Source organism: Methylobacterium sp. J-043, assembly GCF_022829505.1.
In the GTDB taxonomy this organism is placed as follows: domain Bacteria; phylum Pseudomonadota; class Alphaproteobacteria; order Rhizobiales; family Beijerinckiaceae; genus Methylobacterium; species Methylobacterium extorquens_A.
Genome location: NZ_JAKSYB010000066.1, coordinates 33,559 through 48,506 on the forward strand (window position 1 = coordinate 33,559; position 14,948 = coordinate 48,506).

Genomic DNA, 14,948 nt, shown 5'->3' on the forward strand with positions numbered 1-14,948 from the left:
CATGACGCAGGACACCCGAACGCCCCAGCCGCGCGGCATCGAGCATGTCGGACTGACCGTCCCGGATATGGAGGCGGCGGTCCGCTTCTTTCGCGATGTCTTCGGGGCCGAGGAACTCTACGCCCTGACCAGGAAGGAGGCCGCGCCGATCGGCGGGCCCGAGGTCAGCGCGGTGAACGGGATCTCACCCACCAGCGTGATCCGCGACCTGCGCATGCTGCGCCTTCACAACGGGCCCAACCTCGAACTCTTCGAGATGAGCGAGGTGCATCGCCCAACGCCGACCGGCATCAACGACATCGGTCTCCACCATTTCTCGATCTACTGCGACGACGTGGCGGCGATCGCGGCCAAGGCGCGGGACTGTGGGGCGCAGCTTCTCGAGGGTCCCTCGCCGTTGAGCTCCTACGAGGCCGGGGACGGCAACACGATCCGATTCATCCGCACGCCCTGGGGGATGCTCATCGAACTGATCCAGATCCCCTCTCCGGGCCGGGAGATCGCACGCCGCTGGCTCCCCAGCTCATAGGATCGCGTGCGTCGAGAGCTGCCGGCTCCTCGATCCCATTCGGCCGAGCGCTCGACGCGCGACGACGCCCCCGTCGCGACCTTCGGCGCCGACACGCCGCGGCCACCTCGCTCGCCCCATCGACGGCAAACCGAGGACGCAAACGCCTCCCCAAGGAGGCCGCCGCCTCGAGGCGGCGCCAGAACCGCAGGCACAAGATGTCCCATGCCCACCTGCCGACCGCCGCAAGAGCGTTCATCCCAAAGGCCGAGCGAACGCGCGTCAACGTTTCACTCATCCTCCTGACGCTCGCACTGGGTGCCTTCGCCTTCGGAACCGCCGAGTTCGCCGCCATGAGCCTCCTTCCGGAGATCGCCGCGGATTTCAGCCTCGGCGAGCCTGCCGCGGCACGCGTCGTCAGCGCATACGCCATCGGTGTGGTCGTCGGCGCGCCCCTCATCGCGTTTCCGCTGGCGCGCGTATCGCGGCGACGCCTGTTGATCGGCTGCATGGCGTTGTTCGCATTCGGCAACGGCTTGAGCATGATGGCGCCGTCCTTTTCGACGCTACTGGTTTTCCGTTTTGCGAGCGGCATCCCGCACGGTGCCTATCTCGGCATTGCCGCTCTCATGGCCGCCTCTCTCGTCGAGCGTGACAAACGTGCCAGTGCCGTGGCGACGGTCATCCTCGGCCTGACCCTCGCCATGATCGTCGGCGTCTTCGCCGTGACGGCGCTCGGCCAGGCCTATGGATGGCGCTGGGCCTTTGCCTCGCCGGGTCTTCTCGCGGTTGTGGTGACCGGGCTCTGCATATGGCAGCTTCCTCAGGACATGCCGGATCGCCGAGCGGGTGCCTTGACTGAACTCAAGGGGCTCTGGAACCGACAGATCTGGCTCGTGCTTCTGACCGGCGCCATCGGCTTCGCAGGCTTCTTCGCCGTCTATGCCTACACGGCGTCCATCCTCGTTGCCGTCACGGGGCTGGAGAAGCGGTGGGTTCCGATCATGATCGCGCTCTATGGGTTTGGCATGACCGGTGGAAACTTCGTTGCCGGACGGCTCGCCGACCGAGCTCTGTTGAGAACGCCGGTGATCTTCCTGTCCGCCGGTGCACTGGCCCTCGTCGGGTTCGCGCTCGCGGCCGAGAACGCGTGGACCGTCGGGCTTGCCATGCTGGCCGTCAGCTTCTTTAGCGCCACGAGCGGTGTGCTTCAGACACGGCTGATGGACGTGGCTGGAAACGCCCAGACAGCGGCGGCGGTCTTCAACCACAGCGCCTTCAACGTGGCGAATGCGATCGGCCCATGGCTTGGCGGCATCCCCATCGCATTGGGCTACGGCTTTTCCTCGGTAGGCTTCGTCGGTGCGGTGCTGTCTCTTGGCGGTCTCGCCATCTGGCTGCTGGCTTGTGCCGAGAGCCATCGAACGCGGACGCCAGCATCGGCCCGAAGGTGATGGCAGCTGGAACTGATGCGGTGGATGCCCCCACCGAACGGCATCTCGTATGCCTGACGGTTCAATCGGAACCGATCGAAGGGGTCATTGACGACGACGAAGATCATGTCCGGGATGAGCGTGGTGGACACCGCCTCGCGCCGCTGGGCGTCCGCCGCCGCGGTCCAGAAGATCATGAACGCCGCCGTGAAGTCGGAGGGCTCAGCCAAGGTGCTGGGCCTGAACATGGACCGGATGCGGGCCCTCGGGCTGGACGATGAGATTGACCTGACCGGCTGGCTTTGGACCGGGCTGATTGAGAGGATCAGCCAGGACTGAAGGAGCTGGATATGAAGCGAGGTCAGAAGGCGAGTGCGGAGCAGGTGGTTCTGAAGCTGCGCCAGATCGAGGTTCAAACGGCCCAGGGCAAGACTTTGGCCCTGGCCTGCAAGGAGGCCGAGATCTCCGAGCAGAGCTACTATCGCTGGCGCAAGGAGTACGGCGGCCTGCAGATTGATCAGGCCCGTCGGATGAAGGATCTGGAGCGGGAGAACGCGCGATTGCGCCGGCTCGTGGCTGACTTGTCCCTGGAGAAGCAAGTGCTGGCGGATGTCGCCTCGGGAAACTTATAGCCCCGGAGCGACGCCGGCAGGCAGTCGACGCGATCCAGGAGAAGTACGGCCTCTCGGAGCGCCATGCCTGCCGGATCGTCGGCCAGCACCGGGGCACGCAACGCTACGTGCCGACGGTGCCGGCTGACGAGGATGCGCTGACCCGCGCCATCATCGCCCTGGCGTCCGAGTACGGACGCTACGGCTACCGCCGTGTCACCGCGCTGCTGCAGGCGGCGGGCTGGCAGGTGGGCAAGGACCGGGTTCAGCGGATCTGGCGTCGTGAGGGGCTCAAGGTACCGCAAAAGCATCGGCCACGAAGCCGGTTGTGGTTGAACGATGGCTCCTGCGTACGGCTGCGGGCTCTCCATCGCAATCACGTCTGGAGCTTCGACTTTGTCCAGGGTCAGACCCATGACGGGCGAAGCCTGCGCATCCTGACGCTGATCGACGAGCACAGTCGCGCCTGCCTGGCGCTCAAGGTCGCGAGGCGCATCAATAGTCTGGGTGTGATCGAGGCGCTGGCCGATGCGATGTGTCTGCATGGCATCCCAGAGAACATCCGCTGCGACAATGGTCCAGAGATGATCTCGAAGGCTTTGCGGAAATGGGTCGCCAAAACCGGCCCACAGATCCAGTACATCGCACCAGGATCGCCCTGGGAGAATGGCTATTGTGAGAGCTTCAATGGCAAGCTGAAGGATGAGTGCCTACGCCAAGAAATCTTCTACTCGCTCAAGGAGGCACAGACCGTGATTGGGATCTGGCAGAATACGTACAACCGCGTTCGACCGCATTCGTCCTTGGGCTACCGGCCGCCCGCGCCTGTCACCTTCCCGGATCTGGCCTTCCGGCTACCCGTGGCCGCTACCATGCAGTAGCCTCTCAATCGGCTCGGTCCAAAATACCGGTCAGGTCAATCCCAGCCCTGGAGGGCTGCCGCCGCCGATCGTGGCCACCGCCTCGCCGAAGTCGACCTGGGCGTGACCGGGCGGGTGGGCCAGCGGCACGAAGGTCTCCTGCCCCTGTGCCCGGCAGATACGCACGTGATCCTTCACCACCGTGTAGCCGCCAGCATAGCCATGCTCGTCGCGCAGGCGCTCGAAGGTCCGCTTGGCCGTATGCCGTTGCTTGACCGGTGCGATCCGGTCCGCATCCAGGATCGCCGCGATCACCGGCAGCAGGGGCCCGAGCTTCGGCTTCTCGACCGGCTTCGAGCGTGTGTAGCCCGGCGGTAGCGAGAACCGACCCATCTTGGTGATCGTCTCCCGGCTCAATACGAACTGCCGAACGGCCGCGTAGACTTGCACGACGAACATCCTCGGCCCCTCTCGAAAGAGAAGCCTCTCCACTGGCCGGCTTTTACCCCGCCCGCATCAGCACTCCGCCGACGCTCCAGTGGATCGTTCTGTCACCGCCCTGCACAACGTCGCAGGGTGATAGCCGGGTCGACCGGTGGCGGCGGGCGTCAGGCCGGCAAAGCCGAGGGCCGTGAGATCGAGCTCATCGACGACGCGGGTCGGGTTATTTCGGGCAACCCAATCGTCCAGACAGGCAGAAATCAACGTAGCGTGATTGCGGTCTGCGGCTTTGACAAAGCGTGCCATATTTCATTTCCCGCCTTGGAAGAAAGAATATCCTATTTTACACGAAACTTTAACAAGAAGAGTTCTCAGGAAAATCGTTCGTATATACGAGATGAGACGGCATTTTTGATTTCGACCTGCGTGATATCCTGGCAGCGCTGCGGAACGCAGGCCATCGAATGCTCATGGATGGTGAGCGGTGTCGCCGCATACGATGCAGATTTCGATGCGACGGGCGGACAGGCCGGACGTCTCGATCAGCTTGCGACCTCCGGCAGGCGGATCAAAGGAGATCGGCTGCGAGACCTCGCGAACGGAACCCAGCAGGTCATCTGCGGCGAGTTTCAAGCTTACGCGGATGCGAGCACTACGGTGCCCGTGTTGATCGTGCGCGCCATCGACAGCAGCTTCTACGAGGTCGCCGCCGACGACACGCATGTCCTGCAAAACCTCAAGGCGACCTTCCGCGATGTAAGGTCAGCCTGATCATTAAGCGCGCTTTTCACACAGCCTGGGCCGTCAGCGGACCGCCTGTTCCAGCCAGGAGGACCGAATGCGGGGAACGACGGTGCGTCCTCGCACGCAGCGGAGACGATGCCGATGTGATCGGAAGTGCCAGAGATGCAGTCCGCAAATCCCTCTCATCGCGTAACCGGACCCGCCAGAGACGAGGCAGGAACGGCCTCGACCCCGATCCGGAGTATCCATAGGGGCGGCGTCCGCTCATGCCGCCTCGGATAGGAGGTGGGAGAGCGTCGGAGAAGTCTAAAGCATCGTTCTGGATACCTGATCCAGGACGATGCTTTAGGCTCTTGTTTTCGCATCATCTTTCTTCCGAAAGCCGGCAGCCACCTTTCGGGACGATGCTCTAATGGATGGATGGCCCGTTCAGAACACGGAGAAGCTCAGGCCAGCGAGGAACGAGGTGAACTGCGCGCCGGGCACGACGCGGGAATTGGCGCCGAGCAGGTTCTTCTGATGCAGGACGCCGATGAAGGCCTTCATGCGGTTGGGCTTTTGGTAGAGGAGGTCGCCGAGGTCGAGGACGAGGTTGCTGCGCATCAGAACCTCGGCCTTCAGCCGTCCGCCCTTCGGGTCGTCGCCGCGGGGCGGGTTGTAGGAGGCGAAGCCCGTCAGCGACAGCGGCAGGCCCGTGAACGTCAGGGGCACCAGATAGGTCGCTTCGACGCGGGGCACGATGTCCGTCCCGGTCTGGCGAAGGGGCGGCAGCAGATCGGCAAAGCGGAACCAGTCCTTCTGGGCGAACACCGCGAGGTTGAAGAAGCCGACCGGGACATCGAACGAGACGCTGAGGCCGCCCATCGCCCGGGTCCGCAGCAGCGACAGCCGCGTGTTGTCGCTCTGGTGATCGACGCCGTAGGCCAGCGACACGTCCTTGATGATGCCGGGCAGGACGAAGAGCGGCGTTCCCGCCATGGCGTTGCCGCTCAAGGTGCCGCGATAGGTCAGGAACAGGGTGGTCTGGCCGTAATCGAAGGTCGTGGCCGGTCCGGGATAGGGCGGCCTGCCGGCCGGGATCTGCGAACCGTAGCGCCGCAGGTCGAGGTTGACGAAATTGGTGCCGTACTCCCAGCCATTGACATGGGTGAGGCTCAGCATGTTGCCCGGCGCGCTGCGGCCTTCGATGGAGCGTCCGGCCCGGCCGCCGGTGACGCCCGGCTGCCGGAGATCGTTCAGGTATGTGTAGGTCACCTGCGTATCGCTGAACCGGAAGAAGGGCGAGGACGGTTTCGGCGGTTCGGGCCCCAGGGGAGCGCCCGACGGCCCCTGGATCAGGTCTTCCGCCTGCACCGCGCCCGGCGCAGCGCCGGCAAGTATCAAGGTGGTGGCCAGAAGAGCGGCGGCGCGTGCTGTTCTGCCGCGTGTGCTTCGCGAATTTTCCCGCCGGTAGTACGACAGGCATGAAATCGATATTTTAACTTTCATCCCTCTCCCCATTTGCTTGTGGTTGGCATCAACGGCCGTGGTCTATTCTTGATATTCGAGCGTGCCACGCTGTGCGGCTGCGTGCTCTTGCGTCACGGAAGCACGCTGTGGTTGCATTTCCGCGCATGGAGCGGGTTGAAACGGTTGGAAAACCGGCGTCCCGACGGGTCCCGACAAGTGACGCGATTTACGCTGACCGGATACGGAGGCTCAGGATCGTGGCCGCGCCGCCCGAGACCATCAGGATCGGAATGAGCGCGACGAGCACCTCGACGTCGCTCCGGCCGGCGCCGACGAGCGTTCCGGCCAGCATCGGCCCGAGGACGGAGCCGAAACGTCCCATCGAGACGGCAGCCCCGACTCCCGTGCCGAGGACATCGGTCGGATAACAGCTCGGCGCCAAGGCGTAGAGCACGGCCTGCGTTCCGGCCAGCGCGACCCCGAGGAAGAAGCCCGCGAAGACCAGCGCCGACAGGTCAGAGGGAACCAAGGCAATCAGGATCAGGGCGGCGACGCTCGCGCTGAACACGAGGGCCGCGGTCGTCACTTTTCCCCAGCGATCCATCAGGAGACCGGTCGCAGTGCTGCCCAGGGCGGAGCCGAGATTGAACACGAACTGCACCCAGGAGGCGTCGGCCCGGCTCATGCCACGGGCGATGACGAGCGATGGAAGCCAGTTGAGCAGGAGATAGAGGACCAGCAGTCCGAGCACGAAGGCAAGCCACAGGATCAGAGTCGTTGCTGCCCGTCCTTCGCCGAACAGGGCCGTCGGGACGCTCCTCACGCTGCCCCCACCCCGCTGTGCGCTGGCCGTGCTGCTGTGCGGCAGCCAAGCCCAGATCAGCGGCACGACCAGAAGCGGCGCGACACCCCCGGTGATGAAGATCGTCGACCAGTGGTGGGATTCCGCTCCGACAAGCGTGAACAGACTTGCCAGCGCGCCCCCGGCCGGAAGGCCTGCATAGAGCAGGGCCACGGCGCTCGCGCGCCGCCCCGGCGCGGTGCTCTCGGTGACGAGGGCGATCAGGTTCGGCAGGGCGGACCCGAGCCCGACACCCGTGAGAAGACGGGCGAGGAGCAGCACCTCGAAGCTGTGCGCCAGCCCCGTGAGGATCGACATGAGGCCGAACAGGGCGACCGAGACGATGAGGGTCTTCTTCCGGCCGAACCGGTCGGAGAAGCGGCCACCGAAGGCGGCGCCGATCAGCATCCCCATCGTGCTTGCCGAGAAGAACAGGCCGAGCTGGCCAGGGGTGAGGTTGAAGATGGAAACGAGCCGTGGGGCGACGACGCCGGCCGCCTGGAGATCGAACCCTTCGATCAAGGTCACGAGGCAGCAGAGGCCGACCGTCACCGCTCCTGCCCTCGGGGTGCTGCGCCCCAGTATCAATGCGTCAGCCATGCGTTCCTCTCCCTCTTCAAAGGTCTGATGAGCGGCCCTTGTTCGGGCTCTTCTCCGAAATCTGTCGTCCGGTCCGGAACCGGGCCGCGGCTCACGGCCCCTGGCCTCGCCGACAATCGGTTCCTGGTGTTCGGTCGCGGCGAGGACGGGCGCCCTCAGGGCGGCGCGAAGATCATGAGCGCATCGAGGGCGACGGCGCCTTCGCCGACGGGCCTCACCACGACGGGGTTGAGATCGATCTCCCGGATGCGCGTCTCGCTGAGGAGCGCTCGGCCCACGGCCGCGGCCACGCGGGCGACCGCCGCGACGTCGAGGGCCGGAGCGCCGCGGAACCCGTCGAGCAGGGCGGCGCTGCGCAGGGTGCGGATCTGGTCGGCGATGGCGGCCTCGTCCAGGTCCGGCGGCAGCAGGCACACGTCCTTGAGCACCTCCGCCTGGACGCCGCCGAACCCGACCAGCACCACCGGCCCCCAATCCGGATCGCTGCGGCCGCCGACGATCAGTTCGACGCCGCGCGCGCCCATCCGTTCGACGAGGACACCGTCGAGCACCAGGCCGGGCCGGTGATGCGCGATGTTGGCGGCGAGCTGCGCCCAGCCCCGGGCCAGGTCGCCCGGGTCGGCGAGGCCGACGATGACCCCGCCGGCATCGCTCTTGTGGGACAGCTCCGCCGACTGCGCCTTGAGGACGACCGGATAGCCGAGCTGTCCGGCCGCTTCGTGTGCCTCCGCCAGGGTCGTCGCCATGCGGCTCTCCGGGAACGGGATGCCCAGGGGTGCCAGCAGGGCCTTGGCCCGGTATTCCGGTGCGACGCCCCGGACGTCGTCGGCGAAGCGCGGTGGCAGGGGCGGCACCGGCACGGCCTCCGCGGGCGTCCCACCGCGCCGCGCCGCCACGGCTAGCGCGCGGATCACCCGCTCGCAGGTGGCGAAATAGGGGACCCCGAGGGCGCGCAGGGCCGCGATATGCTCCCCCGCCACAGCCGCGCCCTCGTCGAGGCCGCCGAAGACGACGGGCTTTCCCGGCTTCAGGGCGCGCAGGGCCGCGATGATCGGCGGGAATTTGAGGGCGCAGGTCGCCGTGTCGGTCTGGATGATGCCGAGCACCACGGCGGCGACTCGCGCGTCGTCCAAGAGCGCGGCTAGCGCACGCCGGTAGAGGTCGGGATCGACCAGGGCCTGAGCGGTGAGGTCGACCGGGTTGCTCACCGGCACGAAGTCTGGCAACGCCGCCCGCAGTGCCGGGCTGTCGGCGTCGCCGAGCGGCGGCAGGGCGAGGCCGACATCCTCCGCAAGGTCGAGGGTCAGCGCCTTGTAGGCGCCGGATTCGGTGAGCACCGCGGTGCCACCCGCGCCGAAGGGCGGGCAGCGCAGCAGCAGTTCGGCGACGTCGCCGAGTTCCTCCAGGGTGCCGACGACGCTGACGCCCGCCCGCTCGACCTTGAGGCGCATCACCGCGTAATCGCCCGCGAGCGCCCCCGTATGGGTCGCGGCCGAGCGGCGTGCCGCCTCGCCGCGCCCGGGATGGAGCAACACGACCGGCTTGCCGGCGGCGCGCGCCCGCTCGGCCGCGGCCAGGAAGCGGGCGGGTCGGCGGAACTGCTCGACGATCATCGCGATCACCCGGGTATCGGGGTCGTCGACGAGGTGGTCGACGTAGTCCTCGACGCCGCTCGCGGCCTCGTTGCCGGTCGAGATCGAGTAGGACAGGCCGAGATCCCGAGCCAGCAGCGTGACGCCGAGTACCGCCGCCATCGCGCCGGACTGCGACACGATCCCGATGCCGGGCCGGCCGGCCAGGGGCGTCACGGGCAGTTCCACGAAGGTGAGCGGCACGCCGTCCACGAAATTGATGAGGCCGAGGCAGTTCGGCCCCTCGACGACCATGTCGGCGTCCCGCGCGATCTGGGCGATCGCGCGCTGCTCGGCGAGCCCGGACTCCCCGCCCTCGGCGAAGCCGGCCGAAAAGATGATCGCTGCCCCGACCCGGCGCTCCGCCAGGGCGCGCACGGTCTCCAGCACCGCCGCGCGGGGGATGGCCAGCACCGCGACGTCGATGCCCTCGGGCAGCGCCTCGACCGAGGGCAGGCAGGCGCGGCCGGCGATCTCGGCGCGCCGGGGATTGATCAGGTGGATCGGGCCGGCATATCCGGCCCGCGTCAGGTTCGCGAGGACCGAGGAGCCGAGCGCGCCCGGCTTGTCGGACGCGCCGACGATCGCGACCGATCGGGGCCGGAGCAGGCGGGCAAGGTTGGGCATGACTCGGCTCTCCCTCGCGGCGCAGGCGATGCGCGCGGGCTCATCGGGATGGGTCGGGGATTGCGGCAGCGGCTGCCGACGGGCCGGGCGGCCTCCGCCGCCCAGGTGTCCGCCGGGGCGCTCTCGTCAGGTCTTATGCTTGGACAGGTCGTAGGCGCCGAGGCCCGGCTTGTAGCTCTTCTCGTCGATGAACTGCCGGATGCCCTCTTTCCGACCCTCATTGTCGAAGCTGTTCGCCGCTTCCTGAGCCCGGATCAGATAATCCTCGGCGTCATCGTAGGTCATGTCGGCGACCCGCCGCACTGCGTCCTTCGTGGCCTTCAGGGCGACCGGGTTCTTCTTCAGGAGCACGGCTGCCACCGCCGCGACGCGCGCCCGGAGTTGATCAGCCGGCACCGCCTCGTTCACGAAGCCCCAGGCGGCGGCCGTGCGGCCGTCGACGGTCTCGCCCATCATCGCGTGGTACATGGCGTTGCGGAACGAAGTCAGCGCCACCGCCACCTTCGTGGCGCCGCCGCCCGGCAGGATGCCCCAGTTGATCTCGCTGAGGCCGAACTGCGCCTCCTCGGCCGCAAAAGCGAGGTCGCAGGCGTAGAGCGGCCCGTAGCCGCCGCCGAAGCACCAGCCGTTGACCATCGCGATGGTGGGCTTTTGATACCAGCGCAGACGCCGCCACCAGCCGTAGCTCTCGCGCTGCGCCTTGCGGGTACCGGCCAGCCCCTGCGCCTCGGTTTCGCGGAAATACTCCTTCAGGTCCATGCCGGCCGACCAGGCCGTGCCCTCGCCGGTGAGCACCAGGACGCCGACGTCCTCGCGGAATTCCAGCGTATCCAGAACCTCCATCATACGCCGGTTGAGGGCGGGCGACATGCAGTTGCGCTTTTCGGGCCGGTTGAAGCGGACCCAGGCGACGCGGTCCTGGACCTCGTAGGCGACGGTGTCGTGATCGTTGGCCATGACTGTTGTTCCAATGAAGTCCGCGAGTGGATGCGGGACAAGATCCGAAATGAGATTCGCGACGGGAGTTCGGAGAAGACTTGAGACGGGTGCCGCGGGCCGGGACCGGTCCTCACCGCGACGCGGAGGAATCAACCGCGACGTGGTCGGGCCTGCGGAGGCCGTGCGCGACGAACAGGGTCCGGCGTATCCCGTCGTGCGGCCCCGGCGCGGCGGCGCCGGCCTCCTGCGCCGCGGCGGCGCCAGCCGCGAGCGCGAGCCGTTCGGCCGCGCAGCGTGTCGTGAGACGGTTCATCGCGCGCCTCCGTCAGATCGGAAAATGGCCGGGCTGGGTCTCGACCGTGATCCAGCGCAGCTCCGTGAAGGCGTCGATGCCGGCCCGACCGCCGAAGCGGCCGTAGCCGGAGGCCTTGACGCCGCCGAAGGGCATCTGGGCCTCGTCGTGCACGGTCGGCCCGTTGACGTGGCAGATGCCTGACTTGATCCGCCGCGCTACGCGCAGGCCCCGCGCAGTGTCGCGGGTGAAGATCGAGGCCGAGAGGCCGTATTCGGTGTCGTTGGCGAGAGCGATCGCCTCTGCCTCATCACGGGCCCGCACGAGCGCCACCACCGGGCCGAAGGTCTCCTCGCGGAACAGCCGCATGGCGGGCGTCACCCGGTCGACGACATGGGCGGGCATCAGCACGCCGTCGGCCGCCCCGCCGGTCAGCAGCGTCGCGCCGTCCGCCACCGCATCCTCCACGAGGCCCCGCACGTGATCGACCGTCTTCAGGTCGACGACCGCGCCGAGGGGCGCCCTGCCCTCCCGGGGATCGCCGACGCTGAGCGCGGCGGCCTTGGCGCGGAAGCGCTCGGCGAATTCGTCGGCCACTGCGTCGAGCACGATGATGCGCTCGGTCGACATGCAGATCTGGCCCTGGTTCATGAAGGCGCCGAAGGCCGCGGCCTTCACGGCCTCGTCGAGGTCGGCATCCTCCAGCACGAGGAGCGGGGCCTTGCCCCCGAGTTCCAGCAGCACCGGCTTCAGGTGCTCGGCCGCCCGCCGGGCGATGACCCGCCCGACCGACGTGGAGCCGGTGAAGTTGATGCGGCGCACGGCCGGGTGGTCGATCAGCGCGCCGACGACGGCGCCGGCCGCCTCAGGCCGGTTCGCCACGAAACCGAGCGCGCCGTCCGGCAGACCGGCCTCCCGGAAGGCTTCGACGATCAGCGCATGCGTGCGCGGGCACTGTTCGGAGGCCTTCAGGATTGCCGTGTTGCCGCAGGCGAGCGGCACCGCCACGGCGCGCACGCCCAGGATGATCGGGGCATTCCAGGGCGCGATGCCGAGGACGACGCCAGCGGGCTCCCGCACGCTCATGGCGAGGCAGCCCGGCTTGTCGGAGGGGATCACCTCGCCGCCGATCTGCGTGGTCAGCGCCGCCGCCTCCCGGGTCATGCCGACGGCGAGCTGGAGGTTGAACCGGGCCCAGGCCTCGGTCGCCCCGATCTCCGCCGTCATCGCCGCCACGAAGGCGTCGGCTCGCGCCGTCAGGCACTCAGCCGCCCGCAGCAGCACGGTGCGTCGGGCCGTCGGCCCGAGCTCGGACCAGGCCGGCAGGGCGGCCTCGGCCGCGTCGGCGACCGCACGGGCGGCGTCCACGTCGTGGGCGGGCATCCGGGTCGCGACCGCGCCGGTCAGCGGGTTACGCCGCTCCAGGTACGACGTATCCGCGGGCGCGGCGCCCGGCTCCGTGCTGGTGTCCAGCATGGTTTCCTCCCGATGATTCTCAACTCTTGTTATGTGACATAACATAATGGCGACGGCAGACAAGAGCGAAGTCGTCCGTAGTCCATCCCATCCCGACGTCTTCGCCGCCTTTTCGCGACAGCGCTTCTAGATTGTAATTCCGGGCGCGGGGTGCCGGTTCGCAGTCGATCGGCGCAGTCAGCTCCGGTCGGCGACGTCGATACTGAGGTTGCCGCCTGCCACCCGCGAGACGCAGGTGCAGATCTGCGCGTTCGTGTCCTTCTGGGCGTCGCTGAGGAAGACGTCGCGGTGGTCGAGCCGGCCCGCGAGGTCGAGGACCTTCACGGCGCAGAGGCCGCACTCGCCGCGGCGGCAATCGGAGATCACCGCGATCCCGGCCGCCTCCAGGGCGTCCAGCAGGCTCTGGTTGTGCGGCACGAGAATCTCCCGGCTAAGGCGCGGGATGCGGACCCGGAACGGCTCCGCGGGATAGCGACCGCTGCTGCCGAAGGTCTCGAAGCGCAGGCCGTCGATGGGCCGGCCGCTCGCCGCCCAGGCGCGCTGGGCGGCCTCGCGCAGGCCGATCGGGCCGCAGATGTAGAGTTCGCCCCCTGAAGCGAGGCGGGCGGTCTCGGCTGCGAGGTCGATCCGCTCGCCCCGCTCGTCGAGGAAGATCCGGAGCCGCGCGCCGAGGCGCTCGCGCAGGCTGTCGGCGAAGGCGAGGTCCGCTGCGGCGCGCGCCGTGTAGAGAACGCGGACGGGCGCGCCCGCCTCGGCGAGCGCCACCGCCATGCCGTAGATCGGCGTGATGCCGATCCCGCCCGCGACCAGGAGGTAGTCCGGGCGTCCCCGGTTGAGCGGGAAGTGGTTTGCCGGCGCGGAGATCGTCAGCCGCGCGCCGGGCGCCAGGCCGTGGAGGTAGGCGGAGCCGCCGCGGCTGTCGGGCAGGCGTTTGACGGCGATCCGGTAGAGCCCGTCCGCCGCGAGTCCGACGAGAGAGTAGCGCCGCGTGTCGGGCCGTTCCCCGATCCGGACGCCGATCGCGATGTTGCTGCCCGGCGACGGGCGCTCGAAGCGCTCGGGTTCGATCGTGAATAGGCGGATGTCCGGCGTCAGATCGCGGATCTCCCTGAGCCGGGCGCCCTGCCATTCGGGTCTCGCGTGCATGTCCCACTCCCTCTCCTCCTCCGGCGGCGTCTGCGCGCCGCGGAAGGCCAGCCCTACTCGGCCGCGAGGCGCGGCGGGTCCCCGGCCGGGCCGCCCTGCTCGGCCGCCAGCATCGTGTCGATCAGGCGGCGGGCCCAGAGCGCGCCGGCATCGATGTTCAGGTTGTAGAAGGGCTGGCGCGGGTTGCGGTCGATCGCCCGCTGCTGCGCCTCCAGCACGGCGAAGTCCTGATCGTAGACGCCGTTGCCGTCGTTGACATGGGCGAGGTTGAGCGTCTTGGTGAGGGACTGGTCGTCGGTGCGGAAGTTGCGGACGAAGTTCCAGAAATAGTGGCAGCTCGTCTCGGTCTCGGGCGTGATCGCTGCCAGGAAGAAGCCGTTCACGCCTTGCGAGCGGTCGCCCGTCCGCGCGCCGGTCCCGGCCGGAGCCACGCCGACATCGCCCGCCACGATGCCGGGCGCCTCGAAATGGATGATCTGCCAGCGGTCCACGGGGCCGGGGCGGCCGAGCATCCGAGCCCAGAACGGCGGGGGCTCGATGCCTTCCATCCAGCGCTCCACCACGGCCTTGCGGCCGGCATGGGTGACTTCGAAGGGGTTGCGGGTGATGGCCTCGTCGCCGATCGAGCCGGCATGGACGTAGGTCTCGTGCGTGAGGTCCATAAGGTTGTCGACCACCAGCCGGTAATCGCATTTCAGGCCGTAATAGGTCCCGCCCTCGCCGACCCACGGCGCGTCGCTGTTCCAGTGGAAATCCGGCACCGTCGCGGGGTCGGCAAGCGCCGGGTCGCCCATCCAGACCCAGATCAGCCGGTACTTCTCGACGACAGGGAAGGCGCGGACGCAGGCCGAGGGGTTGATGGTCTCCTGCGCGGGCATGAAGGTGCAGCGCCCGGCCGGGTTGAAGACCAGACCGTGATAGCCGCACACCACCTCGTCTCCCCGGAGATGGCCGAGCGACAGCGGCAGAAGGCGGTGCCAGCAGGCGTCCTCCAGCGCGGCGACGCCGCCGTCGCCGCGGCGGTAGAGCACCACTGGGGTGTCGCAGATCCGGCGCGGGGTCAGCGCGCGCTTGATCTCGTAATCCCAGGCCGCGGCGTACCATGCGTTCATCGGGAACGGCTTCGGCGCAGTCATCAGGCCCTCCTTGCTGCCATCGCGTCGCCGGGCGGAGGGGCCGCGCGGCAGACCGCGGCCGGGCGGGACGCGGGGTCCCGCGGCGGTCGCGCCCCTGCCGTCGCGGCACGGGCCGCCCCGGACGCGATCCGGCCGCTCGCGCGTGCCGGCCGGCGGGGCGATCTCCTCCCGAAGTGTATCCGGTTCGTGTTCTGTGTTCCGGCTCCCGGGGCGT

At 68.2% G+C, this 14,948-nt stretch carries 13 protein-coding genes and 2 pseudogenes; 5 read left to right on the top strand and 10 right to left on the bottom strand.

Annotated features, from left to right (window positions below; all coding sequences use genetic code 11):
* Nucleotide 1: 1 nt before the first annotated feature.
* From MKK50_RS22355 to MKK50_RS22370, 4 genes are all read left to right on the top strand, one after another.
* The gene (locus tag MKK50_RS22355; RefSeq protein WP_253374208.1) at nucleotides 2-529 is read left to right on the top strand and encodes a VOC family protein; all 528 of its coding nucleotides are present in this window, start codon (nucleotides 2-4) and stop codon (nucleotides 527-529) included.
* 197 nt (nucleotides 530-726) lie between these two features.
* Entirely contained in the window at nucleotides 727-1,962 is a 1,236-nt protein-coding gene (locus MKK50_RS22360) for an MFS transporter (protein ID WP_209688099.1), read from the top strand.
* An 87-nt stretch (nucleotides 1,963-2,049) separates the two neighbouring features.
* Nucleotides 2,050-2,280, top strand: coding sequence for a hypothetical protein (locus MKK50_RS22365; protein ID WP_253374209.1), 231 nt, complete (start codon nucleotides 2,050-2,052; stop codon nucleotides 2,278-2,280).
* A gap of 11 nt (nucleotides 2,281-2,291) precedes the next feature.
* Nucleotides 2,292-3,433, top strand: a protein-coding gene (locus MKK50_RS22370; protein WP_253374210.1) for an IS3 family transposase whose coding sequence is annotated in 2 segments (ribosomal slippage) — nucleotides 2,292-2,559 and nucleotides 2,559-3,433 — 1,143 coding nt in all. Because the reading frame shifts where the segments join, the coding sequence is not laid out codon by codon here.
* Between the two features lie 60 nt (nucleotides 3,434-3,493).
* On the opposite strand, the pseudogene MKK50_RS22375 reads toward MKK50_RS22370, so the two are convergent.
* Both MKK50_RS22375 and MKK50_RS22380 read right to left on the bottom strand, forming a co-directional pair.
* Nucleotides 3,494-3,871: pseudogene (locus MKK50_RS22375) on the bottom strand (IS21 family transposase); the annotation flags it as partial.
* A 99-nt stretch (nucleotides 3,872-3,970) separates the two neighbouring features.
* Nucleotides 3,971-4,159: pseudogene (locus tag MKK50_RS22380) on the bottom strand (IS5/IS1182 family transposase); the annotation flags it as partial.
* A 168-nt stretch (nucleotides 4,160-4,327) separates the two neighbouring features.
* Between MKK50_RS22380 and MKK50_RS22385 the strand changes: the two are divergent.
* The gene (locus MKK50_RS22385; protein WP_253374211.1) at nucleotides 4,328-4,624 is read left to right on the top strand and encodes a hypothetical protein; all 297 of its coding nucleotides are present in this window, start codon (nucleotides 4,328-4,330) and stop codon (nucleotides 4,622-4,624) included.
* 402 nt (nucleotides 4,625-5,026) lie between these two features.
* Here the strand turns inward: MKK50_RS22385 and MKK50_RS22390 are convergent, their stop codons facing one another.
* From MKK50_RS22390 to MKK50_RS22425, 8 genes are all read right to left on the bottom strand, one after another.
* Nucleotides 5,027-5,851 (bottom strand): hypothetical protein, encoded by an 825-nt coding sequence (locus tag MKK50_RS22390; protein WP_253374212.1) that lies wholly within the window; start codon nucleotides 5,849-5,851, stop codon nucleotides 5,027-5,029.
* A gap of 421 nt (nucleotides 5,852-6,272) precedes the next feature.
* On the bottom strand, nucleotides 6,273-7,487 hold the full coding sequence (mhpT, locus tag MKK50_RS22395) for a 3-(3-hydroxy-phenyl)propionate transporter MhpT (protein WP_253374213.1): 1,215 nt from the start codon (nucleotides 7,485-7,487) through the stop codon (nucleotides 6,273-6,275).
* A gap of 155 nt (nucleotides 7,488-7,642) precedes the next feature.
* On the bottom strand, nucleotides 7,643-9,745 hold the full coding sequence (locus MKK50_RS22400) for an acetate--CoA ligase family protein (RefSeq protein WP_253374214.1): 2,103 nt from the start codon (nucleotides 9,743-9,745) through the stop codon (nucleotides 7,643-7,645).
* 126 nt (nucleotides 9,746-9,871) lie between these two features.
* Nucleotides 9,872-10,702, bottom strand: a complete 831-nt coding sequence (locus tag MKK50_RS22405; protein ID WP_060771147.1) for a p-hydroxycinnamoyl CoA hydratase/lyase — start codon at nucleotides 10,700-10,702, stop codon at nucleotides 9,872-9,874.
* A 112-nt stretch (nucleotides 10,703-10,814) separates the two neighbouring features.
* Nucleotides 10,815-10,997 (bottom strand): hypothetical protein, encoded by a 183-nt coding sequence (locus tag MKK50_RS22410; RefSeq protein ID WP_253374215.1) that lies wholly within the window; start codon nucleotides 10,995-10,997, stop codon nucleotides 10,815-10,817.
* 12 nt (nucleotides 10,998-11,009) lie between these two features.
* Nucleotides 11,010-12,452, bottom strand: coding sequence for an aldehyde dehydrogenase (locus MKK50_RS22415; protein ID WP_253374216.1), 1,443 nt, complete (start codon nucleotides 12,450-12,452; stop codon nucleotides 11,010-11,012).
* Nucleotides 12,453-12,629: 177 nt separating this feature from the next.
* The gene (locus MKK50_RS22420) at nucleotides 12,630-13,598 is read right to left on the bottom strand and encodes a PDR/VanB family oxidoreductase (protein WP_253374217.1); all 969 of its coding nucleotides are present in this window, start codon (nucleotides 13,596-13,598) and stop codon (nucleotides 12,630-12,632) included.
* Nucleotides 13,599-13,651: 53 nt separating this feature from the next.
* Nucleotides 13,652-14,734, bottom strand: coding sequence for an aromatic ring-hydroxylating dioxygenase subunit alpha (locus MKK50_RS22425; RefSeq protein WP_253374218.1), 1,083 nt, complete (start codon nucleotides 14,732-14,734; stop codon nucleotides 13,652-13,654).
* Nucleotides 14,735-14,948: the final 214 nt, after the last annotated feature.